The sequence below is a fragment of the Kitasatospora purpeofusca genome, assembly GCF_042691725.1.
GTDB lineage: Bacteria > Actinomycetota > Actinomycetes > Streptomycetales > Streptomycetaceae > Kitasatospora > Kitasatospora purpeofusca_B.
Genome location: NZ_CP170483.1, coordinates 8,850,116 through 8,874,321, shown reverse-complemented (window position 1 = coordinate 8,874,321; position 24,206 = coordinate 8,850,116). Strand labels below are relative to the sequence as shown.

The 24,206-nt window shown below is 69.9% G+C and carries 20 protein-coding genes and 1 pseudogene; 6 read left to right on the top strand and 15 right to left on the bottom strand.

All coding sequences use genetic code 11. The features are described 5' to 3' along the window. Positions 1 to 597 precede the first annotated feature (597 nt). Together ACFCLZ_RS37960 and ACFCLZ_RS37955 are read left to right on the top strand one after the other, a co-directional pair. Positions 598 to 2,865 (top strand): DEAD/DEAH box helicase family protein, encoded by a 2,268-nt coding sequence (locus ACFCLZ_RS37960; RefSeq protein WP_380282478.1) that lies wholly within the window; start codon positions 598 to 600, stop codon positions 2,863 to 2,865. Beyond that, positions 2,778 to 3,188, top strand: coding sequence for a helicase associated domain-containing protein (locus ACFCLZ_RS37955; RefSeq protein ID WP_380282477.1), 411 nt, complete (start codon positions 2,778 to 2,780; stop codon positions 3,186 to 3,188). The genes ACFCLZ_RS37960 and ACFCLZ_RS37955 overlap by 88 nt, the downstream gene beginning before the upstream one ends. A 240-nt stretch (positions 3,189 to 3,428) precedes the next feature. Here ACFCLZ_RS37955 and ACFCLZ_RS37950 read toward each other — a convergent pair whose 3' ends face one another. The 7 genes and pseudogenes from ACFCLZ_RS37950 to ACFCLZ_RS37920 all read right to left on the bottom strand — a co-directional run bounded on the left by ACFCLZ_RS37950 (position 3,429) and on the right by ACFCLZ_RS37920 (position 10,409). Further along, entirely contained in the window at positions 3,429 to 3,857 is a 429-nt protein-coding gene (locus ACFCLZ_RS37950; protein ID WP_380282476.1) for a hypothetical protein, read from the bottom strand. Further along, positions 3,854 to 4,081 carry a hypothetical protein gene (locus ACFCLZ_RS37945; RefSeq protein ID WP_380282475.1) on the bottom strand — a complete coding sequence of 76 codons (228 nt, stop codon included), beginning with the start codon at positions 4,079 to 4,081 and terminating at the stop codon, positions 3,854 to 3,856. The genes ACFCLZ_RS37950 and ACFCLZ_RS37945 overlap by 4 nt, the downstream gene beginning before the upstream one ends. Next, the gene (locus tag ACFCLZ_RS37940; protein ID WP_380282474.1) at positions 4,078 to 5,514 is read right to left on the bottom strand and encodes a hypothetical protein; all 1,437 of its coding nucleotides are present in this window, start codon (positions 5,512 to 5,514) and stop codon (positions 4,078 to 4,080) included. The genes ACFCLZ_RS37945 and ACFCLZ_RS37940 overlap by 4 nt, the downstream gene beginning before the upstream one ends. Before the next feature lie 8 nt (positions 5,515 to 5,522). Next, positions 5,523 to 5,939, bottom strand: coding sequence for a hypothetical protein (locus tag ACFCLZ_RS37935; RefSeq protein WP_380282473.1), 417 nt, complete (start codon positions 5,937 to 5,939; stop codon positions 5,523 to 5,525). Between the two features lie 838 nt (positions 5,940 to 6,777). Then, complete coding sequence (locus ACFCLZ_RS37930) at positions 6,778 to 7,359, bottom strand: hypothetical protein (RefSeq protein WP_380282472.1); 582 nt, start codon at positions 7,357 to 7,359, stop codon at positions 6,778 to 6,780. A gap of 641 nt (positions 7,360 to 8,000) precedes the next feature. After that, positions 8,001 to 8,702, bottom strand: coding sequence for an AAA family ATPase (locus ACFCLZ_RS37925; RefSeq protein WP_380282471.1), 702 nt, complete (start codon positions 8,700 to 8,702; stop codon positions 8,001 to 8,003). Then, positions 8,699 to 10,409, bottom strand: a pseudogene (locus ACFCLZ_RS37920) (Mu transposase C-terminal domain-containing protein). The gene ACFCLZ_RS37925 and the pseudogene ACFCLZ_RS37920 overlap by 4 nt, the downstream one beginning before the upstream one ends. Positions 10,410 to 10,859: 450 nt before the next feature. Between ACFCLZ_RS37920 and ACFCLZ_RS37915 the strand changes: the two are divergent. Beyond that, a complete protein-coding gene (locus tag ACFCLZ_RS37915; protein WP_380282470.1) occupies positions 10,860 to 11,240 on the top strand; it encodes a helicase associated domain-containing protein in 381 nt (126 codons plus the stop codon). A gap of 483 nt (positions 11,241 to 11,723) precedes the next feature. Further along, positions 11,724 to 12,365 (top strand): hypothetical protein, encoded by a 642-nt coding sequence (locus tag ACFCLZ_RS37910; RefSeq protein WP_380282469.1) that lies wholly within the window; start codon positions 11,724 to 11,726, stop codon positions 12,363 to 12,365. Between the two features lie 377 nt (positions 12,366 to 12,742). On the opposite strand, the gene ACFCLZ_RS37905 is transcribed toward ACFCLZ_RS37910, so the two are convergent. From ACFCLZ_RS37905 to ACFCLZ_RS37895, 3 genes are all read right to left on the bottom strand, one after another. Further along, positions 12,743 to 12,901, bottom strand: coding sequence for a hypothetical protein (locus tag ACFCLZ_RS37905; RefSeq protein WP_380282468.1), 159 nt, complete (start codon positions 12,899 to 12,901; stop codon positions 12,743 to 12,745). Between the two features lie 220 nt (positions 12,902 to 13,121). Then, the gene (locus ACFCLZ_RS37900; RefSeq protein WP_380282467.1) at positions 13,122 to 13,622 is read right to left on the bottom strand and encodes a hypothetical protein; all 501 of its coding nucleotides are present in this window, start codon (positions 13,620 to 13,622) and stop codon (positions 13,122 to 13,124) included. Positions 13,623 to 13,997: 375 nt separating this feature from the next. Beyond that, positions 13,998 to 14,288, bottom strand: a complete 291-nt coding sequence (locus ACFCLZ_RS37895; protein WP_380282466.1) for a hypothetical protein — start codon at positions 14,286 to 14,288, stop codon at positions 13,998 to 14,000. A gap of 824 nt (positions 14,289 to 15,112) precedes the next feature. Between ACFCLZ_RS37895 and ACFCLZ_RS37890 the strand changes: the two genes are divergently transcribed. Further along, positions 15,113 to 17,419, top strand: coding sequence for a SpoIIE family protein phosphatase (locus ACFCLZ_RS37890; protein ID WP_380282465.1), 2,307 nt, complete (start codon positions 15,113 to 15,115; stop codon positions 17,417 to 17,419). A 753-nt stretch (positions 17,420 to 18,172) separates the two neighbouring features. Here the strand turns inward: ACFCLZ_RS37890 and ACFCLZ_RS37885 are convergent. Genes ACFCLZ_RS37885 through ACFCLZ_RS37870 form a run of 4 tightly spaced genes read right to left on the bottom strand, consistent with a single transcriptional unit; the run spans position 18,173 to position 22,057 of the window. Further along, positions 18,173 to 20,122, bottom strand: a complete 1,950-nt coding sequence (locus ACFCLZ_RS37885; protein ID WP_380282464.1) for a hypothetical protein — start codon at positions 20,120 to 20,122, stop codon at positions 18,173 to 18,175. Next, positions 20,122 to 20,694, bottom strand: a complete 573-nt coding sequence (locus ACFCLZ_RS37880; RefSeq protein ID WP_380282463.1) for a hypothetical protein — start codon at positions 20,692 to 20,694, stop codon at positions 20,122 to 20,124. Before ACFCLZ_RS37880 ends, ACFCLZ_RS37885 begins: the two co-directional genes overlap by 1 nt. Beyond that, a complete protein-coding gene (locus tag ACFCLZ_RS37875) occupies positions 20,691 to 21,131 on the bottom strand; it encodes a hypothetical protein (protein ID WP_380282462.1) in 441 nt (146 codons plus the stop codon). The genes ACFCLZ_RS37880 and ACFCLZ_RS37875 overlap by 4 nt, the downstream gene beginning before the upstream one ends. Further along, complete coding sequence (locus ACFCLZ_RS37870) at positions 21,098 to 22,057, bottom strand: dsDNA nuclease domain-containing protein (RefSeq protein WP_380282461.1); 960 nt, start codon at positions 22,055 to 22,057, stop codon at positions 21,098 to 21,100. Before ACFCLZ_RS37870 ends, ACFCLZ_RS37875 begins: the two co-directional genes overlap by 34 nt. A 291-nt stretch (positions 22,058 to 22,348) precedes the next feature. Between ACFCLZ_RS37870 and ACFCLZ_RS37865 the strand changes: the two genes are divergently transcribed. Beyond that, positions 22,349 to 22,537 (top strand): hypothetical protein, encoded by a 189-nt coding sequence (locus tag ACFCLZ_RS37865; protein ID WP_380282460.1) that lies wholly within the window; start codon positions 22,349 to 22,351, stop codon positions 22,535 to 22,537. Between the two features lie 458 nt (positions 22,538 to 22,995). On the opposite strand, the gene ACFCLZ_RS37860 is transcribed toward ACFCLZ_RS37865, so the two are convergent. Next, positions 22,996 to 24,096, bottom strand: a complete 1,101-nt coding sequence (locus tag ACFCLZ_RS37860; protein ID WP_380282459.1) for a helicase associated domain-containing protein — start codon at positions 24,094 to 24,096, stop codon at positions 22,996 to 22,998. Positions 24,097 to 24,206: the final 110 nt, after the last annotated feature.

The following is a 24,206-nucleotide window of genomic DNA, read 5'->3' as shown; positions in this document are numbered from 1 at the left end:
CGCGGAGCGGGTCCCTACGGGCCTTCGGCCCTCCGTTCGCGCCTGACCTTCGGTCAGGCGGCGGACCCGCTCCGCGTGTCCGCACCCGGGCTTCGCCCGGTGGGCCCGGCGCTTCGCGCCTTGGCCGGCTCCCACTCCGCTTCGCTCCATGAGGCCCGTGGACTGAGGTGGGATCATATAGTTGAGCTGGGTTTTTGGCTGAGCTTACGGCGGGCTGACTGGGAAGCGGAGTGGCGTGCCGGGGGCGCGTGCGGGTCGGCTTCACTCCCGCCAGAGTGGTCTAGGCCACGGTCTAGTCCACTCTGGCGGTCTCACGACGGGTCGGGATGCGCTACCCTCGGAGGGTCTCCAGTGTATCAGTCCACGGGCGTCAGGTGATCCCGCCGGAAGTGGGGTCCGGGCCCCTGCTTTTCAGGCTTTTGCCGGAATTTGTGACCGGGGACTGATATCCTGCCGGATAGTCGCTTCTGTCGCGCATGTTTTCCGGTCGCATCGATTCTCGGGCCGGTCCGTCGAATGTATCAGTAGGGCACTGTCAGCATTTCCCGCGTGGTCCCTGGTGTGGGTCCGGGAATGGGTGAGGGGAGACACGTCTTCGTGAACGTCGTAAAGCCTGGCCTGAAGGCCGCTCAGTCCGCCGCCGGCATCTCGCTGCGCGGGCACCAGGAGGAGGCGCTGGAGGCCATCGTGCGGGGCCTGACGCCCCGTCCGGGGTGCTCGGCGCCGAACGGGCTGCGGGTGACGGTGCAGATGGCCACCGGCTCCGGGAAGTCGTACGTCGGTGCTGCGGCAGGCCAGAAGCTGGTGCCCCGGGGCGTGGTCCTGGTCGTGGTGCCGACGCTGGACCTGCTGGTGCAGATGGTCGGCGCCTGGCGGGCGGCCGGGCGTTCCGGGGACATGCACGCCATCTGCTCGCTGGTGGACCGTGAGCTGCCGTTCGGGGTGATGGCGAGCACCGGTCCGCTGGTGATCGGCAGGTGGCTGGAGCACGCCGCGAGGCACCGCCGTCCGACCACCCTGTTCGCCACCTACACCTCGGTCGGGGCGGTGAGGGACGCCTACGAGTACTGGGCGGAGCGCCAGGGCGAGGTGCTGCCGCCGCTCGGGCTGATGGTCTGCGACGAGGCGCACCGCTCCTCCGGCAGTGTCGAGAAGACCTGGACCGTGGTGCACGACCAGGGCGCGATCCCGGCGGAGCGCCGGCTCTACATGACGGCGACGCCGCGGATCTGGGCGCCGCCCAGGCGCCCGGTGAAGAACCGTGAGGGGGCCTGGCAGCCGCTGCCGGAGGAGCTGGCCGTCTCGATGGACGACCAGCGGGTCTACGGGCCGCACGTGTACTCCCTGGGTCTGGCGGAGGCGATCGACAGGAAGTTGTTGGCGCCGTTCGAGATCGTGGTCCTGGAGCTGCGCGACCCGCTCGGCGACCGGGCCGCGGCCGAGGCGCAGGGCGTGCCGTGGGGTCCGGGGGTCGGTGAGGCGGAGGACGGGAGCGAGGACGAGGTGCCGGCCGCGCGGATCGCGGCGATCCAGGCCGGGTTGGTCAAGACCGTGGTCGAGCGGGGGCTGGAGCGGTGCATCACGTTCCACAGCCGCACGATCGAGGCCCGCTACTTCTCCGAGACGCTGAACCAGACGGTCGAGAAGCTGCACTTCGAGAACCCGCAGAAATACCCGCCGGAGTTCTGGGCGCAGTGGCTCTCCGGCGAGCATGAGATCGACTACCGCAAGGAGCTGATCGGGGACTTCGGGAAGGGTGAGGAGGACGACGGGCTGAAGCATCGGATTTTCAGCAACTGCAAGGTCCTGGGCGAAGGCGTCGACATGCCGAACGCTGATTCGGTTCTTCTGCAGGGCCGGGGCAGCATGGTGGATATCGTCCAGGCCATCGGCCGGTCCCTGCGCATGCAGCCCGGTGAAGGAAAGACCGCGAGCCTGATCGTACCGGTCTTCCTCAAGCCGGGAGAGGAGCCCGGAGACATTCTGGAGTCCGATTCCTACGGACCCCTGGTCAAGATCCTGACCGCGCTGCGCAGCCACGACGCCAAGGTGGTCGAGGCCCTCGCGGTGCCACAGAAGTCCGGCAAGCGGACCAAGGGGCGCAGCGCCGAGGCTGCTTCCGGCCCTGGTGAGAGCATGGTCGGTGCGGGCGGGTCGGGGGCGTTCACGTTGCCGGTGCGGTTCCAGTCGCCGGTGGACGAGAACGTGCTCGCGCTGTTCATCGCCTCGCGGGTGCTGGTCGGGGAGACCCAGTTGTGGCGTGAGGGGATCGGTCACGCGCGGCGGTGGTTCGAGGAGACCGGCGGCCTCGACGTCCCCTATTCGGCACTCGTCGGAGAGAACGGGAATTACCCGCTGGGAAAGTGGCTGTCGGACCGGCGAGGGGAGAATGCGAATGGCGAGCTGGCGCCATACCGGGTGGAGATGCTCGACGCGCTCGGCATGATCTGGTCCGTGAGCGATGCCCGCTTCGAGGCCGGCCTCGACTGGGCGCGGGTCTGGGCGAAGGGCCACGGCGGGAGCCTGGCGGCGCCGGCGCGGGCCTCGGTCGGCGGCTACGCCATCGGAACGTGGCTCTCCGAGCTGCGGGCCGCAGCCCAGGTGCCGGCCGGAGAGCAGGGGCGCTGGCGCCGGAGCGGCGGCGGGCGCTGGAGGAGATCGACCCCTGGTGGTGCCCGGTGTGGCCGGTCACCTGGCAGCGCGCCTACGCCACCGCCCGCATGTGGTGGCTCGACACCGACGGCCAGGCCGACTGGACCCGGCTGCCCTCGGACACGGTGTTCGAGGGCGAGCAGCTCGGCCGCTGGGTGCAGGCGCAGCGGGCCGGCTGGCCCGGCCTGGAAGAGGACCAGCAGGACCTGCTGACGGCGATCGGCATCGAGGCCGACCTCGAGCTGGTGGCCGCGAAGGCCGCCGCCGAGGCGAAGCCGAAGGTGTCCCGCACGGACCGGTTTGCCCAGGGTCTGGCGGCGCTGGCGCAGTTCGTGGCGCGGGAAGGGCACGCGGCCGTCAGGCGCCCGCACAAGGAACCGTTGGAGACCGTGGAGGCCGGTCCTGGCGGTGAGGAGCAGGTGGTGGTGTCGCACTTCGCCCTGGGCACCTGGCTCAACAACCAGAAAGCCCGCCGAGCGAAGCTCACGCCGGGGCAGCTCGCGCAGCTCGCCGAGCACGGCGTGGAGTGGGCGTGACCGACAGCGTGGTCCTGCCAGCAGCTGCGTCCGCCGCAGCGGTGGTGGCCAGGTGAGGGTCTCGTTGACCGCCATCGCGTGCGGTGCGCCCGAGCGGCCCGCACTCCGAGCCGTGCCGCCCAGCTCTGTACGCGGGGGGTTGGAGAAGCTGCCCGGCCGCATCCAGCCTGGCAGAACGGCGCGGGGTCCCACCATCATGCTGGTGGGACCCCGCGCGGTTCCAGAGTGGAGCACCACTCGCTATGCGGTGAGGGCGAGCCAGTTGTGGGACGACGGCCAGCGCCGGGGCTTCATGATCTGCCGGATTCCCAGTAGGTCCGCGCATCGCCCTTCGATGGCGTTGAGGGCCTCGGGCGGTGTGTCGTCGCGAAGGTGCAGCACCCGGACCTTCGCGAAGACGACTCGCTTGGCCGGGTTGTGGTCGTGGCTGTCCAGTCGGCCGAGCAGACCGTCGGAGCGGCTGGCCTGTCCGAGCCACCGGAGCCGGTCGACGGCGTCGGTGATGAGGTAGATCCCGGTGACGATGTCGAGGTCGGCGTACCTCCAGCGGTCTGCCCAGGAAATTGCAGTCCTCAGGTAGGTCTGTTCGAGGTACCTGCCACAGGCCAGCGGGAGTCCTCCGAGCCGCGGAGTCGTCATGGTGGGGCCGATCGGCAGCGCGGTGGTCACGCGTCCTCCCCAGCGGCCTCGGTGATGAGCCTCTCCGTCTGGGACTCATCCACCGTGGCGTGGCCGTACTGCATGTCGTTCACGGTGGAGATCAGGTTGTTCAGGTCCTGCTTGATGTAGCTCAGCGCCTTGGTGATGGCGCCGAACTCGTCGTCCGTGACGTGGGCCAGGGCGAACTGGTTGGCGTTCAGTGCCGCGTCCGCGAGTTCGCGGGCGGCGTTCACCAGGTCGACGACGGCGGTGGGCAGGTGGTTGGTCGCGTTGGAGTAGAAGTGGTCCCGGGCCTTGAGGAAGAGCTCCTGGGGGTGGGGTCCGGGGTGGTCGGGGTGGTCGGGTCGGTCTCGCTGTCGCGCCCCTTCGTCGGCTTACGGCGCTGGGTCACCTTCGGGAACTCGGTGTCAAACCAGTGCTTGGTCGCGGTCGTGCCGTCGATGGGCTTGTTGTCCGTGCCGATCGTGCGCGGGGCGAGGCCCTCGTTGGCTGCGTCGGCGAGCTCCCGCATCAGCGCGACGGTGCGCTCCGGCTGCAGCAGCATCGCCTTGCGGGCGCTGATGGTGCTGCGCCGGATCTTCCGGTCGGCCGTGGTCTCGCCCTGGTCCTCCGGGTCGTTGTCGTGGCCGCCGGCCTGAGCGCCGATCGAACCGCGGTCGGCATCGATGATCTTGTGTTCGGCGAGCCAGTGAATGCCGCGGGTCGTCAGGAAGTCCTCCAGGACGCCGTTATCCGCGAGGCCGGCCTCTAGGGCGTCGCGCCACTCCGGGAGGTCCAAGTGGTTGTGCGTCTTGATGAAGGTGCTGCTCAGCATGCCGTCGAGCACGCGGGGGTTCCAGCGGTACCGGTAGCCCTCGCCGATGACGGAGGAGACCATCCGAAGCCGGTGGGACACGTGGTCCTTGTTGGTGTAGCTGCGCTTCGGCTCGCCCAGGACTCGCCTGACGGCCATCGCCCGGTCGTAGTCCTCGGGGAAGACCGCGGTGAACAGGGCCCGGTCGCGGCGGTCGCGGGTGGTGACTAGGTCCTCGCCGTCGATGCGGTACGGGTCGATGCCTTCGCCCGCGAGCCAAGCGCGCTCCGTCTCGTCGATCCACCTGTTCGCCTTGGCGTCGCGGAGGACGGCGCGCAGGTCGGAGGCAGCCTTCTCGGTGAGGCTGTAGCCCAGCGGCGGACGGCGGTGGTCGGCCCGGTTGGGGTCGAACACGACGTTGTGGAACTCGTCGGGGTTCGCCGTCCCGACGATGATCTGGAGCTGGATCGTGGCGATCTTCTCGGCGTCGCGCGCGATCTGGTGCTGCGGGTGCCGCTCGTCGCCCCAGGCGGCGCGCATCGTGTCCGCGAAGGCCGGCACCCAGACCGCGGGGTCGGCGATGTGGGCCGGGTACTCCTGGTTGGGCGGCAGGTCGAGCTTGGTGCGCTCGACGCCGAACACGATCTCCTTGGCCGACAGCCCGAACAGGCCCAGGCGGGCCCGCGACCGGTTCGCGCCCTTGATCGCGGGCTGGTCCAGCACCCTACGCACCTTGGAGGTACCGTTGTGGTTCTCCTCGATGGTGCGAAGCAGCGGGACGTGCAGGGTGGTCTCGTTCTGGCCGTAGACACGGATGTCGTCGCGCAGCTTGTAGCCGCGGGCACCATCAGCGTCGCTGAGGGCCTGTTCCATGACCCCGATCAGGAGCTGAGGGTGTTGGCCGCCACCGGCTCGCTGGTCGCCAGGAAGGGCATCGGCTGGCCGAAAGTGTCGGTGCCGGTGGCCAGCCGGGGGAGCATGCGGGTCGGGTCCGGGTTGGGGCGCACCGGGGAGTGGAAGGCGCCACGGATGCGCTCGTTGTACTCGCCGGGGGTTCCGGCGAACCCGTGGGCCATGACGTTCAGGATGCGCAGCTTGGTGCCGGGGTCCTGGGTGATGGCGCTCGGCTTGAGCTTGTAGCTGCCGCCGACGCGGGTGAGGTAGTCCTTCGGGCGCACGATGTACGGCGCGATGGCGTCGGTGATCTCCAGCGGCAAGCCGGTGGCTTCGGCCAGGGCCTCGGAGAACAGCTGGATCCAGCTCTGCTTATCAGCGCCGGGGAACGGGTTCGCAATCACGGTGTCTCCCAAGAGGGACGCAGGTACCGTCCGGACCGAGGCGGACCGGGCGGAGCTGAAGGCCCGGACACCCTTGGAAGCCCTTGGGAGCCGTTCGGTTTCAGCCGCCGCACGCGAAAGCGCGATGTAGACGTCTGAACCCGTCCGATCCTCGGCTATGTGGCGCGGCCGCCTATGCAGCCATTGCGCACTCCCCCGACTCGTATGAGCCACTGGAGGTCAAGCAGAGTCCCGGCATCGAGCCGAAAGCTGCCGACCAGGCTACACCTGGGCCCTGATCCAGTGTCAAGGCCCGCTGGGATGCGACCCGCCCGCACCCGGACGGCAGCTCCGCCACATCGCGCAGGTCGTCGGCCGAGCCGGGCGACCCACGGCCAGGCGGCGCTGCACCGATGCTCCGGCTGGCTGCCATCGCCGGGGTAGGGAAGCGTCGGCCTGGCCCGGCTTACCGAACGGGGGGCACCGGCCCCGCCAAGCCCGCGCCTGCGGGTACCGGGGATGCGGCCAAGCGCTCCCGAGGGATGCCCGCTGTGGCGGTCGCGGTCAGGCCGAACTCTGGGATGTCGACCGCGCTCCACACGCCCTGTCGGGCGGCGGTGGTCGCGGCGAGCTGGATCAGCAGGCCCGGGTCCCCGACCTCGGTGACCGCCCCGCGTGGCAAGCCGCCGTCGGGCAGCAGCGGGGCGAGCTCGGCCGCGGATGGGATGGTCGCGGCTTCCCGCTCGCGGGCCCGGGTCGCGGGGGAGGTCGCCCTCCAGCAGGTTCTCCATCCGCACCTACCGGGCTCCGACCGGCCGGTCCCGCGCGCCCGGGGGCAGGCCGCGTGGGCGGGGGCCGGTTACCTGCGCCAGGCGGGTGGGGGCGGGCAGCCTCGCATGTACTCGGTGACGGCCCAGGGGTAGCGGTAGTGGGCGTTGCTGAAGGGCCAGATCGTGCGCTGGTCCTGCGGTTTGGGGGCGGGGCGGCCCGAACGAGAGCGGGGCTTGGGTGGCTGGGGCGGACGCAGTTTGCAGGTGGCGGCGAGGTCGAACAGGTGGGGCAGGTCGTTGCCGGTGAAGGGGGCGTCGAACAGGGGGGTGTCGCCGGCTTCGGCGATGGCGTGTTGGTAGGCGGCGGCGAGGAGCAGGGGGCGTGCCCAGGGCGGCACGGGGTGGGTGAGGCAGCCGAAGCGCAGGCCGTCCGGGTCGTGGAGGGCGATGGTGGCCGCGCCGTCGGCGAGGTCGGTGGGGCGGGCGGTGTGGAGTTGGGCGTCGGACGCGGCGGTGAAGACCGCGGTGGCGAGCTGGGCCGCGAGATGGGGGTGGGCGGTCGCGGTGTGGAGGCGGCGGGCGACTTCGGTGGCGGTGGTGGGGGCATCTGGGGTGGGTGGAAGCCGCGGTCGTGGGCGAGCGGCGGGTGCAGCGGCAGCGGCGCTGGGCACCGTCGCCGGAGCAGTAGGTGGTCAGGGCGGGCAGGTTGAGCCAGCGGTCGTGCATCGGGACGGGGCGGGGCGGGCGGCTCCGCGGGAGGTCGCTGTCCTCGGTGCCGGGTAGGCGGGCGGCCGCGTCGGCGAGGCGGTGGTCCACCTGGCGAAGGGCCTGTTCGAGGGTGGGGGTGGGGCGTCGGCGGTGGCAGACCAGGAGCAGGTGGACGCCGGTGCGCTCGCGCAGGGTGATCAGGTCGTGGATGCGGCGGCGGCCGAGCAGGTGGGCGCGCAGCACGGTGAGGTGGGTGATGGGGGTGGCGAGGGTCCAGGCGGCGGTCATCGCCCAGGGCGGGTTAGGGTCGAGCCTGGGGTAGCCGGTGACGGGGACGGGTTTGCCGAGGGCGGCGAGGATGTCGTAGGCGAGGCAGATCGTGGAGTCGGTGCCGACGGTGGGGTGGACGGTGGCCCGGCCGGTGGTGGGGTTGTGGGCGGCCTGGGCGGTGCGGGTGTGGGGCAGGTCGTCGTGGGGGTCGAGGACGACGGTGACCGGCGGCGGGTCGGGGCAGGTCAGCACGGTGCGCCTGCCTGTCGTCGGCCGAGTTTGCTGTAGGCCCAGCGCACGAGGTCCTCGTCGACCTGGGCGCGCCCGGCTTCTTTCATGCCGGCGGCCAGGTGGTGGGTGATCTTCGCCCAGGCCCGAAGTTGCCGTGGGCGGCTTCGCGGTCGCACAGGGCGATCAGCTCCGGGTCGGCGTCGGCCCAGATCGGGTGGAAGGCCGGAATCGTGTCCAGGACCTCCTCCAACGTCAGGGGGTCGATCTCCTGCCAGCAGTAGACCCTCGACTCACGCATCGGCTCGCTCTGCAGCATCTCGAAGCAGCCGTTGCCGCCGGTGAAGACGATCGTCAGGTCGGTGCCGGTGTCGTCCCACAGGTAGCGCAGGTACTCGAAGCACAGCTTCGACAGCCACTGGGCCTCGTCGCACACCAGCACCCGGGTCTCCTCGAGCGCGCCGCGCAGCATGCGGTCGAACTCGATCGCGTGGGAGGGCGGACGGCCCGGGAGTTCCAGGGCGTAGAACAGTTCGTGGCGCAGGTCGCGGGTGGAGGGGCGGGCTCGGAACTGGATGCGGTGGATGATCTGCGGGGCGAGGTCGCGCAGCGAGGCGTTGACCGCGAACGACTTTCCGTGCCCGGCTCTGCCGTAGATGCAGATCATCGCCCTGGCCTCGATCGCGGCGCGGATGTTCTCCCGTACCGCCAACAGGGCCTTGGTGCCGACCACGTGGGCGCCGCGCAGCCGCATGTAGTGGTCCTCACGCTCGGCAGGCAACCGGCCCAGTCGGTCCGCAGTCGTCACAGGCGTCCTCCCTCGTCTTCTGCTTCTACTTCGTCGGCCCTGTCCACGGCGCCGCCGCTGTCCGGGGCGTGTGCCGTCCCAGGTGTCGGTGAGCCGGCCTCGGTACCGGTGCCGGGTGCTGCCGGGCGGGATCGGCGCAGCGGGCGGGCCCACGAGGTGGGTGCCTCGCGCGGGGGGATGAGGTCCGGCAGCGCCCGCTTCGCCAGAGTGCTCCTGGCCCCGGCGGCCGCGGCGAGTTGCTCCTCGGCCTCGGCTGCGGTCAGCGCCGCCAGCGGCTCGGGCCGGCCCGGCCCGGTGACGGCGCCGTAGCGGCCCAGCCGGCGGCGCTGGCGGTCCGCGGAGGCCAGCGCCCGCACCATCGTGCGCCGCTGGGCGTCCTTGGCCCGGCGCAGCGCGGCCCGCTGGGCCGCGGTGGCGGCGTCAGCGAGGTGCGCCGGCCCGAGGTGGGCGCCGGTGGCGGCGTCGAACACCTCGATCTCGTGGTCGTGGTGGGGGACGAACCGCACCCGTACCCGGGTGCCGTCCTTGCCGTGCATCCACGGGCCGACGTAGTAACGCCCCCGCCAGTAGACGCCCTTCGTGGACAGGACCTTGTCGCTTCCCGCGTCCTCGAGGGTGAAGGAGCGCAGCAGGGCGGGCGAGACGTCCTCGATCGGGGTGGGGTCGTCCTGCCACGCCTGGAGCGGTGTGCGGCCGCCGAGCGGCTTCGGGCGGTGCTCGGTGTTCCACCACCGCACCCAGTCCAGGAGCCGTGCGGTGAACTCCGCGAACGGCAGCAGGCCGTCCAGGTCGCCGCGCCGCGGGCGCGGCCCGGTCGTGGCGGCGGGCGCGTGGAGGTAGCCGGGCAGGGCGGCCAGGAACATGTCGACGACGCAGTGGTTGAGGTTCTCCACCGTGCCCTTCAACTCCGGCCTGCGCGGCGGAAGGTCCTGCACCGGGACCGCGAGCGCGCCCAGCGCCCTCGTCACCGTGGCGCACAGGAACTCCTTGCCGCGGTCCACCCGCACCAGTTCCGGCAGCCCTCCGATCGGCCCGTACGGGCCGATCGGCTCGTCCCTCGACAAGGCGATCCGCAGGGCAGCCAGCACCGCGTCCCGGGACGGCTGGTGCGGAGTGACGGCCGCACCCGTGATCGCGTTTTTCGCGCAGTCGATGAACCATGTCACCCACGGGCGCACCGCACGCCCGTCCAGCTCGACCTCGACGGGCAGATGCTTGTGGTCGCCCTCCCAGCACGCGTTGCGCCACTTCACCGGACGGGCCAGATGCACATCGTGCGCGCGCCGGGCCCTCTCCCCCGCCCTTCAGCGCAGCACGCTGCCCCGCGTTCAGATCCCGGCGCACCGCCCGCTGGAGGGTCGCCAACGACGGCACACCCACTCCCCCGCCGTCCCCGGCCGACTCCCCGTCCGCTCCCCCGACGACAGAGCCGTCCGCCGACCCACGGGCCTGCGCGACAAGCTCCCTGTGAACCGCCGCCGCATTCCCGCACCACAACGCCAACCGCGTATGGACCTCGTCGGTGACCGTGAACCGCGGCCGGGGCCTGCACGCCGTCCGGCCCTCCTCACGGGCCTCCCGCAGCCAGCGCTGCACCGTCCGCACCGACCGGCCCACCGAGGAAGCCGCAAGTCGAACATGGCCGGGCGTCAGAACACCGCGCTCCTCAAGAGCCAGAAGCCGGAACACCACCTGCTCCCGCACCATCCCTGCCGGACCGCCAGCCCCCGCCTCATCGCTCCCGCCACCGCCGTCCGCCACCCACGCCTCCCGACCCGTCCGACAGCCCCGGCACGACCGAGCCCGTCCCCTGCCCGTCCAGGAAGACAGCGACCGCACCACGATGACGCACCATCAACCAGTACCGCCATTGACCAGCAAAAACACGCCCACACCCCACGACAGAAAACTGCCACACCTCACGACAAACACATGCAGCTTCACACCCCGACGGCCAGGCCGGAGCGCTCTCCGCGCACCGGCGCCGGCAGCTGGAGGAGATCGACCCCTGGTGGTGCCCCACCTGGCCGATCACCTGGCAACGCACCTACGCCGCCGCCCGCCGCTGGTGGCTGGAGGCCGAAGGCCGAAGGCCGCGTCGACTGGGAGCAACTGCCCGAGGATGTCGTCTTCGAAGGCGAGCCCCTCGGCCGGTGGGTGCGGGCGCAGCGGGCTGGCTGGGCCGAGCTCGACCAGGAGCAGCGGGACCTGCTGACCGCGCTCGGCATCGAGGCCGACCAGGAGCTGGTGGCCGCAAGGCAGGCCGCTGCGGCGAAGCCGAAGGCCTCGCGCGCCGACCGGTTCGCCCAGGGCGTCGCCGCGCTCGCCCAGTTCGTCGATCGGGAGCAGCACCTGCGGGTGCCCCGCCCGCACAAGGAACCGCTGGAGGCCGTGGAGGCCGGCCCCGGTGGCGAGGAGCTGGTGGTGGTGTCGCACTTCGCGCTGGGCACCTGGCTCAACAACCAGAAGGCCCGCCGGGCGAAGCTCACGCCGGGACAGCTCGCGCAGCTCGCCGAGCACGGGGTGGAGTGGGCGTAGCGGGCCGTCCTGGCCGGGCTGGCGTCGTTGACCGGCGGCCGGTGCGCCCCGGAACGGCTGGGTGGCGGCGCGGGTACGCGCGGTCGGGCTGTTGTTCTTGCGGTTCCGGGCCGGGTGCGGCGGGATTGGTACCGGTGGTACCGCCGCCTCAGCGGGTGGGGCCGGAGGAGCGGGGCGGGGGAGCACGCCATCGTGATCGGGCGCGGTGCTGCGGGCTGGGGTGCCACCGCCGCGCCAGCACCCACCGGCCAGTGGACGTAGCCGGTCTGGCTCGGCGGTAGTTGCCGCGGCCCGCCTCAGGAGAGTGCCTGGGACACGTTTTCCGGGTCGGTGGCGGGGTTCTACACCAGCTCTGTCACAGCTTGCGGATCTTCTCCATGTATGGACTGAGCTGCCGTTAGAAAACGTTCATGAACGCCTTATCCAGCATCACCACGCCATCCTGGGATCACTGCGGACAAGGGGTTCACCGCCGCTGACCTAGTGGGCTGCCGGGGCATACGTGTCGGGCCCGGCGGTCAGTGCCTTGCCCATCTTCCGGATGCGGACCGTGTCGCTTACCTCGCCGCGCTCGCGCCCGGTAGCGACCTCGACCTGCGCGGCACCACCATCGACGGAACCCTGCTGGCCAGCATCCGCAGCGCCTGCACCGACCGTGCGACCACAAATCCCCGCTTCGGTTGGACCGACTTCACCGAGACCACCTTCACCGGCGACGCCGCCGTCGTGCTCGCAGACGCGGCGCTGGCGGATGCGGCCGCCGTCGGCGGCGTGCACGAGGTGCAGCGGCACGGTGTGTTGCCCGGTGGCGCGAACGCCCTGGAGGACGTCGTCGAGGCGAAGCTGCGCGGCATCGAGGTCCCGCACCCCGCCGGCGCCCTGCCGCCCGCGCCCGGCACCCCCGTCGACCTGATGGCCGCCCTCGAACGCGCCCTCGCCGACGCCGAGCAGCACCACTCGAAGACCACCCGCGCCGTGAAGAACACCTCGACGAAGAGCCCGACCCGAAGCGGCCCGACCGACAAGACGCCGCCGCCGGCGGCCGCGAGGGCCGACTCCGCTTCCGCCCGCCGGGCACGCAGACCCGGCGACGAGAGCGGTCGGCAGAGCAGACCCAGCCGGTAGCGGGAGCACGACCACCCCATTAGATAGAGCACCAGAACATCTTGCCGGCTGGCGAACCGGGCGCCAGGCCACAGGCGGTTGCCCGATTCCACATCACTCAGACGCAATCTGACGCAAAAGACTTGACCGCACCCCCCGGGGCGTACCAAGTTCCTGGCCCTACTTGTGGATGGTCCCGTACAGTAACTAGTGCGCGCTGGATGTCGCTGGATGACGGTGGATGACGCTGGATGTCCGGCGATACGGGCGCGCAGAAGGCCCCACCTTGATGGGCGGCAACCCTGAGGTGAGGCACATCTGCTTCCCTGCAAGCAGCAAACCTGGGCGTTCAGCAGTCGTCTCTGCTGGGCGCCCGCTGCTTTCGGTGCCGCTGGCTGCTAGCCGCGGAGCACTTCGAGCAGCAACCGAGCCGCGTTGACCACCGCGTTGGTGATCGCCCACTTCTCGGCCAGCTTGCTGCACCCTCCGAGCCGGGTCCGGATGTCGGCCGCCTTGCGCGTCCTCAGCCGTTCCTTGCCCTTGCGGGTGCGCGCCATCAGTACCTCGCAATCCGGGTGCGATCCGCACCCATAAGGCCCCGTCAACTGGTGTGCGGGGACAACAAGGAGCGGACCACGGGGCCGTGGTCCGCTGTTGAACCCGAGCCCCTGATGGCGTACTTAGAGGTTACGTGCACGACACTGTCCGGTTCCAACGATCTGGGGCTGTCTTCCACTAAATGTGACGTCAGCCACACTGGTTGCCCCACGCATAGGGTCAGCGGTGTCCGGCGAGTTCCTCCAGCCGGCTGGCGAGCCGGGGGCCGGGGCGGCGGGCGATGCCGTCGAAGTTGGCGGCGTCGGCGGGGTCGGCGTGCACGACCAGGCGCTCGACCTCGTCGACGAGGCCAGCGGCGGGCTGGGCGTTCTCAGCGGGGTACCAGGGCGGCATGACGGCCGTGACCACCTTGAAGTAGCCGGGCAGCGGCGGCACGGCGGGCGCCATGCCTTGGCCGCCCGCGCCGGCCAGGCAGCCTTCGGTGAACCAGTGACTCGCCTCGTCGAGTTCGCCGTGCTCCAGGTGCTGGAGGTAGATGGCGAACGCGGCGGTCCGGTCGCCGGCCCCGGCGGCGATCCTCCACCAGAAGGCGGCCGAGAGTGGGTGCCCGGCCAGATGGAGCAGACAGCCGAAGATCCTGGCGCCTTCGATCTCCAGGTCGGTGTCGGGGTCGAAGACCGTGATCGGGCCGTCGTCGTTGCGGGCGAAGCGGGCCAGCATGGCCAGCGCCTTGGGGCCGGTGAGCGCGGAGCGGGAGAGCGAGTTGAGGCCGAGGCGGGCCCGGTTGTACTCGCGCCACCAGTCGGGTTCCTGGTAGCGGCCCGCCCGATGGCGTGCGACGTCCTCCGCGATGCGCCGCAGCGCGGCACCCAGGCCCGGCCCGCCGGCCGGCCTGCGGCGGGCGGCGGGTCGGCCTCGCGTTCGGCGAGGATCAGGTCCACCGCCACCGCCCGGTCGCCGGTCGCCACGTAGCCGGCCGACCAGGCGTGGGTGCCGGTCGCGGTGTCGGTGAGGAGTTCGAGGTCGAGGTCGTGGTCGGCGAGCCGGCGCCCGGGACGCGGGGCGTTCCGGTCCGGGGGCCGACGGGTGGCTGGTTCACCGGCGGTCTCCTCTGCTGGTGCGGGTGTCGGTGGGCTTCAGGAGGTTCAGCGGGCGCAGCTCGACGTCGAGCTGGTTCATGGCGCGCCGCAGGTCGCGGTCCGCCGTGCTCGGGTGCGTGCCCAGGAACCAGGCGATGAAGTGGCTGGAGCGGCCGGCCGCTTTCAGGATGACGATGTCGAACTGGCGCTGCGTAAGGACGCTTAGCCGGGCGAGGAGATGGGTCATCGGGTCCCAGTCCTCGGCCTTCTCGCTGCCCAGTGGCTCCAGTCCGCGTAGAGTTCCCATGCCACCACCGGATCGCTCAGGACCACAGGGGGGCATGTGCGCTGCAGATCAGTAGCACGCCGGTCACCACGATGGCCAGAAAGGCAGGCCGGCCCTGCAGAAGGTGGACCACCGGCATCTGATCGAGCATCAAGAATTCCCCAATCTGGGTGTTCAACAGTCGGGCCGCCTTTCAGCCAGGGTTCGTCGGCCGCCCGATGCCGCTGACGACCAGCGGCGCGGATTCCGACGATGCCTCAGGGCCAGGACCAGTAGCCAGCCCGTCCGCTTGTCCGACGGACAACGACGGACAAGACGAAACGGACTCCATGAACGAGAAGACGCTGGCTACAACGGGGCGGCTGCGGAACGCTAGCGGGAGGAGGCGCGCGCCGCTGCCCGGTCTCGATCCCAACACAGCTGCTTTGGTCGCGCTACTGCAGGCATGGGTGAACGAGTCCGGGCTGACGTTGGACGCGATTGCACAGTCCTTCACGCCCGAGCAGTTCGGCGGTCGGCCTGCGCCACGGCGGAGCGCAATTGGTGAGCGTCTGAGAGGGAAGGCTCTCGATCGGGACTTCGTCGGCGCAATCGTCGAGGTGTGCACACCAGACGAGCAGGTACAGGCCCGACGTCTAAAGCAGGCCCTCGCGGTATTGAAGCAGGTCGAGGACGCCCAGACCCCTACCGGCTCTGCCACGTCCGACAGTTCCCACGCCCTACTCGTGCGCAACCAGCAACACACCATCGACGTACAGAACAAATTGATGCAAGCCCAGGATGCGCTGCTTAGAAGCAATCAGGCACTAGCTCAGAGCAATCAACTGGTCTTGATGTTGTTACACATGGTGAACCATCTGAACGAGAAGTACCGCGAACTGCAGCGGGAGTCGGACCGGCTTCGCTTCAGCGCATCGAGCCTCCCCACTCAGGACGACGTTCATCGCAAGCTCGCCACCACATCCAACCTGCTGGAGAAGGCACGTGAGGAACGAGCACGCGCTGAGATCGAACAGCAGGAAGCCCTCCAGCTCAAGGATGTCGCCCTTCGACGCGCCGACGCCCTGCAGCACGAACTTGACCGACTGCGTGGGGAACCGCAAGACGCGAGCCTGCCCACGCCATCGGAGCTCACCTGGTGGGACCCGATCCCTGCCACCCAGGATCCCGAGCTCGACGACATTGCCAGGGCGCTGGCAACAGCAAGCGCCGTCAACGACGAGAACGAGCAGCTCACACAGGAGGCACGCGAGAATCTTGGACTCGAACCCGCCGATGACATGTTGTCCGCGTTGTCCGTCCCCGCGCCGGACAACGCGGACAATCGGATCAACAACCCGGAAGCGGAATCCGGCGCCGCCGAAACCATCGTCGGCCTGGGTGAGCCCAACCTAACGCTGGCGGAACTGGCCGCTTCGGAGGCGGTCTTCGGCCAGACCCCGACCGGCTTCATCCTCTTCGACGACCGGCTCCGCCTCCAGCGCGTCAACAACGCCTTCGCCTCCGGGATGGCCCTCGCCCCCACCGACCTGGAGGGCCTCACCCCGCACGACATCTTCCCTAACACCGAGGCCGACCGGCTCACCGCCGCCCTGCGCAAGGTCCTCGCCAGCGGCGAACCCGTCTTCGACCTGCGCTTCCACGCCGCCGTCCCCAACCGGCTCTGGGCCGTCTCGCTCTACCGCCTCAACGGCGCGGCCGGCCAGCCGATGGGCGTCGCCGGACAGGTCTCCGACGTCACCAGCCGGCACGTGGCCGAACGCGAGGCCGACGGCGTGCGCCGCAACCTCGCCCTGCTCAACGAGGCCAGCGCCCACATCGGCTCCACCCTCGACCTGGAGACCACCGCCAAGGAACTGCTGGACGTCGTCGTCCCGCCGTTCTGCGACCTCGCCACCGTCGACCTCTACACCGCGCTGCTCTCCGGCGAGACCGTCCCCAGCACCGGCCGGCTCGGCGACACCGTGCTCACCGACGACAGCGGCGAACTGCGCCGGGTCGCCGTCTCCAGCGTGGTCGGCGGCGCCTCCTCGGTACTCGGCTCGGTCACCGGCCTGCCCATCGCCGAGGCCGGCGGCACCCTCTGCTACCCGCGCCGCTCCCCGCACGCCCGGGCGCTGCGCACCGGCCGCAGCGTCGTCCCCGAGCCCGGCCCCGACCCGCTGCTGCGCTCCACCCTGATCGTCCCGCTGGTCGCCCGCGACCAGATCCTCGGCCTGGTCCAGCTCTCCCGGGCGATCGGCAGCGAACCCTTCGACGCCCGCGACGTCGCCATCGCCGAGGAACTCGTCGCCCGCGCCGCCGTCTGCATCGACAACGCCCGCCTCTACCGGCGCGAGCACGAGCGCGCGCTGATCCTGCAGCGCAGCCTGCTGCCCCCGGGCAACCCGGTCGCCAGCGGCCTGGAGATCGCCCGGCGCTACCTGCCCAGCAACAACAACACCGAGGTCGGCGGCGACTGGTTCGACGTCATCCCGCTGCCCGGCAACCGCACCGCCCTGGTCATCGGCGACGTCATGGGCCGCGGCCTGCGCGCCGCGACCGTCATGGGCCAGCTGAGGACGGTGCTGAGAACTCTGGCGATGCTTGATCTCAGCCCCAGCGCCGTGCTGACCGCATTGGACGACACTGTGTGTGCCATGGCTGGTGACAGCCCTCAGGACGAGGTGTACCTGGCGACCTGCCTCTATGCCGTGTACGACGCCGTCACCAAGCACTGCATGTTTGCCAACGCCGGCCACCTCCCGCCCGTGCTACTCAGCCCCGGCGAGCCCGCCCGGATGCTGGACGTACCGCCTAACCCACCGCTGGGTGTCGGTGGCGAGCCCTTCGAGGATGTCGAGCTGACCCTCCCGGGCGGCGCCGTGCTCGGCCTTTTCACCGACGGCCTGGTGGAGTCCCGCAAGCACCACATCGACGAGGGGCTGCGCGCCCTACGCACCGCACTCTCCGCCGAGGGCATGGGCCTGGAGCAGCTCTGCGACCACGTGCTCGGCGAGCTCAACCCGCACCACGGCGAGGACGACATCGCCCTGCTGATGGCCAGGACCCGGCCGCCAACCGAGACACCGGCACCACCTCCGACTCAATCCCGTCTCCGGCTCTCCAGGCTCTCTGCAGAGCAACCCGACGGCAGCCGCAGCACGCTGTAGCGGCGCTGAGAATGCCCGGAGCCTCCCCAACCGGAAGGGTGGCTCCCTACATTGGCTTCGGCAACCGTGCGGCTCTCTCCCTTGGTCATCACCAAACCGGCGCCGTCAACAGGCCGAGCGGCTTGCCGGCGTTGGAGGCCGTGCTGGCGGCGGTCGGGATCGAGGCTGACGCCGTGTTGGTGGCCGCGGAGGCCGCGAATGGCGAAGCCGAAGATGTCGAGGTCGGACCGCTTCCAGCAAGGCCTGGGTACGCTCGCCGCCTTCGTCGAGAGGAGGGGCATGCGCCGGTGCCGAGGTCTCACCGTGAGGACCGGGAAGGGACAGGCTCACCGGCGAGCGGCCTGGGCAGCTCGCCGCCCCGGGTTCGCGGGGCTCCGGGATCGTCTTCGCTGGCGGTCCCGCCATGCCCGCTGGCCAGCCGCTGCCCTCCGCGGTGTGGCGCAGCGGGGCAGGTTCGGCGGGGGACGGGCCTCGCGGGCCGAGTTCAGGGATCCGGCCAGTATGGGCTGGCCCCGGACGGCTTGGCCTGGTGGAAGCATCACCGGGGCGCCGTGATGGATTCCGCCCGATCACCCACGGGCACCGGTCACGGGCCAGAACGGGACGACACGAAGCCGCCGTCGCCTGGTCGGGTGACACTCCTGGATTAGGTCCGCGGGTGTCGGGTACGGCAGGCCGGACAACGCGCACTGCGCCTACCTGCTCCACGAACCGGGGGCAGGGTCATCGCGGACAGCCGGTGGTCAGCGCTGGTCAACGTGATCGGTCTTCGTATTCGTCCTCTGTTCGGCTGGTGTGTCCGGGGCCGGGGTGGAGCACTCCGGGGACCATCGGATGGACGTAGTCGAGTTCGATCTTCCCGAAGGTGTCGCTGGGAATCGGTGCGGAGTCGTTGTCGGCAATGATCAGCTGGATCCGGGGGCCGTAGGTCTCGGCGAGCGCTTGGAGACGGTGGTAGATGCGGCGACCGCGTTCTTGGTCGTCGGTGTTGGTGCCCGAGGCCTTGCGTGGGGAGTCAATGATCAGCAGGGAGGGCACCAGAACGTCGTGGTGGGTGATGCCGAACTCCAGCAGGGTGAGGCTGTAGGCAACGTTGATGCACGTCACGATGCCGCCGCCGTCGGCCTGGAGGGTTTCGAACGAGCCGCCGTTGATCAGTGGCAGGTAGGTCGCGGGGTCAATGGTTGCCGACTCGATCCACGGGGCGGGGCGGAGGTCGGCGACCATGCTGTTGAAGTTCCGGCTGAGGTCGGTGACCAGACCTTCTCGTGCAGCAAGTTCGGCGGTTCGGGCCTTTTTGTCGGTGGTGGCGCGGGCTCGGCGTTCCTTGATGTCGCGAACGGCCTGATCAATCGCGCGGGCGCGGGCCCAGTAGTCGCGCAGCTGGCTCACCGCATCGATGCTCGCCCTGAGGGTGGCCGCGCGGGCGCTGGCATCGGCGATGGCCTCGAAGCGCGGGGCCACCATGTCCCGGGTCTGTGCGTCGAGCTGCCGGCGCAAGGTGCGTGCCAGGAAGTCGGCCTGCTGGACGCGCTCCTGCGCGGTCTGGAGGACTTCGGCGTCGGCAGCCAGGACGGCCCGGGCATCTTGGAGCTGTTGCTCCAAGGCGCTGCGGGTCTGCTGGATGGCGGCGGGGTCCACGTCGTCGTCCGCAGGATCGGGCTGCAGGCACACCAGGCAGTGGTCGTCCGGGACCGGTCGTGCGTTGAGCCGCTGCATGCAGCGGGGACAGACGACGAAGTCGAACGGGGAGAGCTTCTCGATCGCGGTGGCGGAGCGCTCCAGGCGAGAGAGGTCGACCTCGATCTGGGCAACGACCGCTTCCCGGGCTTCGAGGAGTTCCTGAGCGGCCAGGACGTCCTGGGCGGCCTGCCTCGCGCTCTCGACCGCCTCACGCAGTTCCTGGCGGAGGACCGCATCGGCTGCGCTGTTCTCCGCCAGTTCGTGGCGCAGTGCCGCGAGGGCGGAGTCGGCACGCTGCAGCATGTCGCGCAGGTTCGCGAGCTCGGCGCGAAGTTCCTCATCGGTGCGCGGGTCGGCCGCGGCCAGGAAGCGCTGAACGTTCTCGTACTCGGCCGTCTTGGCCCTGAGCTGCTCCTTCAGCAGGCCCAGCAGTCGTGCAAGTTCCAGGACGGTGCTGTCGGTGAGCCCGAACATGAGCTTGAACAGGTGAGCACGCGCGGGCTTGAACCAGGTGTCGAGGTGTCCCACGACCTCGCGGTCGATGCCGCGGGCTTCCCGGTAGACGTAGGTGAAGAGGTCGACGAAGGTGAGGTCGCGTGTGGTGGACTTTCCCTCGCGGCTGGTGGGGATGCTCTCGCGGGGGAAGTTCAGCGCTTCCAGGAGCAGGGCGGACAGCGACTCTCTGGGGGCGCCGGCGCGCAGGGGGAGAGTACGGCGCAGCGTCAGGATTTCGGGGTCGAGGACGTCGACGTGGTCGGTCTGGTTGTCGTTGATGGTCCGTTTGAGGACCATGTGCTGTTCGCCGACGACTATCTCGGCGCGGACCGAGTGGACGTGGTTGCGGACGGCGGGGGTCAGCATCGCTTTGCCACCGACGGCGTGTTTGAGCAGCATGAGGAGGCTGGACTTGCCGGTGCCGCTGGCGCCGCTGACGACGGTGGCCGGTCCGTCGAAGCGGTAGGTCTTCTCGGTGTCGGCTGTGGTGACGGTGAGGGCGATGAAGCGGAGGTGGACTGCCATCAGATCTCCGTGCGCCAGGGCCTGTCGACCGCATCCGGCAGACGATCGTAGATGAGGGTTTTCAACGCTGTTCCCGACTTGTTGAAGTTCCTTCTCAGGAGGTCGATCCGCTGGGCCACTACGGCCCACTCGTCCGTTGTGGCCAGTGCGGTGGCGGCGATCGCCCCTTGGGCAGTGACGCGGAACTCGGCGCGGTCCGCGCCGGTGTAGGTAATCAGGCCGCGGGCGGCGAGCGATCCGAGGATGCTGTAGTAGCGCTGGTCCCAGGGGCCGTACTTGTAGCGGGTCATGCGGCTCTCGACGGCGAGGCGCTCGGAGGAGGTGGGCTGTGTCCCGTGCGGCCAGTTGATGCCGTCCTCGGCCAGGAGACGGTCGAGCATGGCGGGGTAGCGCAGTAGGAAGTCGAGCTTGGCGAGCTTCGTGAGGCCGTTCAGACCCTTCTTAGTCGCAGTGAACCTGTCGATCAGCAGGAGGATGCGGGCCTCGTGGTAGTGGGCTTCGCGCATTTCCTGGCGCCGGGCGCGGTCTCTGATCCGCGCGACGGCAGCCGCATGGTCGCTGTGGCTCGTCACGACGCTTCCTCCTCGGAGGTGTCGAACGGCTCGGAGAAGTAGAAGTCACAGCGGTCGCAGAGCTCGTAGGCCAAGCCGCGCAGGTGCTGCCCATTGGCCCTGAACGGCAGGGCCGTCGAGAGGTTGGCGGGCACCAGGTACTGGGTGAGCAGCTGATTCATGCGCCGGCCGTACGGGGCACCGTCAGCGGCCTCGCTTTCCGCCTGGTCGCGGCTGGCGAAGGCAGCGTCCACCACTTCCAGGCTCGCGTTCGCCAGCTCGGTAGTGTCGCCGGCCAGACCCGATCGGTGCTGTTCCCAGAGCACGTACCAGGCGGAGCGGAGCCGCTCGGCGTGAGCGGCTTGGTCAGAGGGGATGCCGCCGCGGGCCATCTTCTTGCGCAGGTTCCCCCCGCCCGGAGCGACTACGGGGAGCTGTCCTCGGGAGAAGGTCGGCACGGCGGCGAGGCTGGAGGCGAACTGTTCCAGGACCGTGCTGCGGTACAGGGTGCGGCGAGCGATGCGCTGCTGGACCTGGACGTTGTAGCGGACCCTGCTCGGGTCAGCGATGTAGACGGCGAGCTGTCCGCGGTCGCCCTCGTCGCGGTTGGCCTTGTCGATGCGCTCGACCAGGGCCGGTAGGTGGCCTCGGTGTCGACGTTCTCGCGCTGCAACGTCGCAATCGCCGGGCGAAGAAGCCTCTGCAGGTTCACATCCGTGATGTCCCCGCGGGACGGCAGCTCGTCGTCGATGTGCAGCACGGCGAAGAAGTCCTTGACCGTGTCGATGAAGCCGACCGGGACGGTGATGTCGACGAGTTTGGAGACCTCGGGGACCTCAGGGATGGTGGCGTACGGCTGCTTCCATCGGATCCTGAGGAAGTACCGGGCAACGGACTCGGCCATGGCGTCCACCCCGGCAATGATCTCCGGATCGGGTCCACACATGGCAGAGAGCGTGGCGGCTCCGGTCTTCCCCGTTGTGAGGCCGGCGTTCGTGGCGAGGCGCAGCCGGACGTTGCGGGCACCGTCGCAGGCCTGCCAGCGATCGAAGAGGTGGGCCAGGCCGCCGTCCTTGCAGATGTCCGCCACGTTCCACGGGTTCCTGCGCTTGGTGCGGTGCTTGACCGAGACGAGCTCGACCGAGCCGTCCACGTACGCGATCACGAAGTCCTCGTGCCACTCGCAGACGATGTAATCGATGTTCTCCTCGGTGAGCATGGCGAGGCACGTCCGGGCGGCTACCTCCGCCTGGTAGCGGTAGTTGCGCAGAGTGTCGGACCCGCTGTCCTCCTTCGGGGCCATCCGGAAGATCGGGTGAACGAACCCTTCATCGTCGTCCTCGTCAGGCTCCTCGGCAGCCTCGGCCACGGCAAGATCAACCACTGCCACCCCCTGTCCCACCCACCGCACGCTCCCGGCCGCAGGGGGGACGGGAGACGGAAGATCCCCAGAAATACCACAGGGCCCACGCAGTCCGTAACCGGTTGATCGCATGCGTTACCGGAACGATCTGTAGACGAGGGAACTACAAGAGGCGGCCAACCGAGACTGCTTACTGCCCCCGCCCGCGGCTGCTGCGATTGAGCACAGCGCCTGGTGATGGACGGGCGCCCATGTCGAGACACCACTGACCCACAACCACCTCGGTCTTGCCCCGCGCGCCTGAGGCAGGCCGTGCGAGCAGGGGCCGGTTACCTGCGCCGGGCGGGTGGGGGCGGGCAGCGGGCCGGCTGGACGGAGCTGGAGGAGGACCAGCGGGACCTGCTGTCGGCGATCGGCATCGAGGAGGACCAAGAGCTGGTGGCCGCGAAGGCTACGGCCGAGGCAAAGCCGAAGGTGTCGAGGGTGGACCACTTCCAGTAGGGCCTGGCTGCCTCGTGACTTCGTCGAGCACGAGGGCCACGCCCTGGTTCCGCGCACCCACAAGGAGGACGGGGTGTCCTCGGGTCCTGGCTGAACAACCAAAAAAGCCCGCCGCGGCAAGCTCTCGACCAAGCAGCTCGGGCGGCTGAAGGCCCTCGGGGTCGGCTGGTAGGACCCGCCCGGCCGGAGCAGAGGTCCGCGCCGGGCCCTGAGAGGGGGCTGGCCGTGCCACATCCCGCCGATGGCCCGCGACCTCCAGGCGTTCAGTGGCAAACGGCAGCATCCGGCGCCCTGCCCCGGCTGGTGCCCTGAGGTTCCCCCGAGGTGCGGAAGGTTGCCGGAGATAGCCTTATGGGTCGTGAGAAGGGAGCCTTTGTGATGGCTACTCAGATGAAGGACCCGCCCGAGTTGCGACGACGTACGTGCTGCGGCTCAGGTAAGGCCAGCCAGAGCCACGGTCAGGGCAGGGTCTCCCCGTACTGAGCCAGGAGCGCCCGCAGTTGGAGAGCCTTGCCATCTCCGCGCCCCTGTAGGCGGCTCTTGTTGTTGCGCTTCCACCTGGCGAGCGCCTTCTCCCGCTCGTCGCCGAGGGTCAGGCTCGGCTGTATGTGCCCTCGTGCCACCCCGAGGTTCGCAAGTTGCTGGAGCATCGAGGTCCACTGGTCTCCGCGCTGGTCCCAGGTCCATCCCGGCAGCGCCTCGAGCTCGGCCTCCTGCGAGGTCAACAGTACATCGCGGCGGGTGCGCCAGGAGTTCAGCCATATGCCGACGGACTGCCCGTTCCACTCCTCGCGCTGCTTGATCGACGAAACGGGCCGGCCGGTGGCGGCACAGAACTGCTGCATCACCGCGACCTTCGCGTCGTGGGCCTCCTGGTGCGGGTCCCAGGACCAGCCTGTTACCTTCCCCATGGCCTCGAGCTGATCACCCGGCAGATCGTCACCACGGGAGATCAGCTCCGCCCGCCGTCGGCGGAGGCTGTTCGCCCACACGGTCGCGTCGCGGCTCGACAGCAGCTGCTCCCGCTCGCGCGGATCCGTCAGTTCGGCCCGCCGCAGGTACCGGTCGTAGCTGGCCCAGAAACCGGCTTCGTGCGCGGTCTGGGACGACCAGGTGGTGATCGTGGCCAGGCGCTCGGCCCGGTCGGCCCGAAGGCGACCGGTGCGCTGCAGCCCTCGCTGCTTGCGGCACCAACGTCCCAGATTTCGCCCGTCGACGCAGACCTCGTCTGTGGGGTAGCAGTCGCCAGCGTCGGCCTCATAGTCCACCAGGACCTCGAACATGGAGTCCCACGCGTCGTTCTGCGCCGAGTACTCCAGTCTCCGTGCCGCCTGCTCGCCGATTCGCTCGCGGATCCACCTCCGCGCCGTCTCCTCCGCCTGCGGAGCATCCAGGGCCCGGTAACGCTCTGCCGCTGCCGGCTCCAGCAGACGGAGGACCACCAAGTGGTCGAGGATGTCAGCCGCGGCGGCCTCCGGCTCGGCGAGGAAGCCGACCTGCACGTCGTAGGTCGGGTCGAGGAGATCGAGCGGGCCTCCCTGATACGCACCACGGTCCAACCGGCCTCGCGAAGCCGTCGAGACTTCGCACTATCCGTCCTGCACGACTGCTCCGTCCCGTGGAAGTAGGAACCGTCGAACTCGAGGACCAGGCGCAGACCGTCGGCCTC

What these genes read in the sequence shown, in the direction of transcription:
- ACFCLZ_RS37885 (WP_380282464.1), bottom strand. Translation starts at nt 20,122, where the DNA reads ATGGCAGTCCACCTCCGCTTCATCGCCCTCACCGTCACCACAGCCGAC.
- ACFCLZ_RS37940 (WP_380282474.1), bottom strand. Translation starts at nt 5,514, where the DNA reads ATGGAACAGGCCCTCAGCGACGCTGATGGTGCCCGCGGCTACAAGCTG.
- ACFCLZ_RS37895 (WP_380282466.1), bottom strand. Translation starts at nt 14,288, where the DNA reads ATGGGAACTCTACGCGGACTGGAGCCACTGGGCAGCGAGAAGGCCGAG.
- ACFCLZ_RS37905 (WP_380282468.1), bottom strand. Translation starts at nt 12,901, where the DNA reads ATGGCGCGCACCCGCAAGGGCAAGGAACGGCTGAGGACGCGCAAGGCG.
- ACFCLZ_RS37890 (WP_380282465.1), top strand. Translation starts at nt 15,113, where the DNA reads ATGGTGAACCATCTGAACGAGAAGTACCGCGAACTGCAGCGGGAGTCG.
- ACFCLZ_RS37900 (WP_380282467.1), bottom strand. Translation starts at nt 13,622, where the DNA reads ATGCTGGCCCGCTTCGCCCGCAACGACGACGGCCCGATCACGGTCTTC.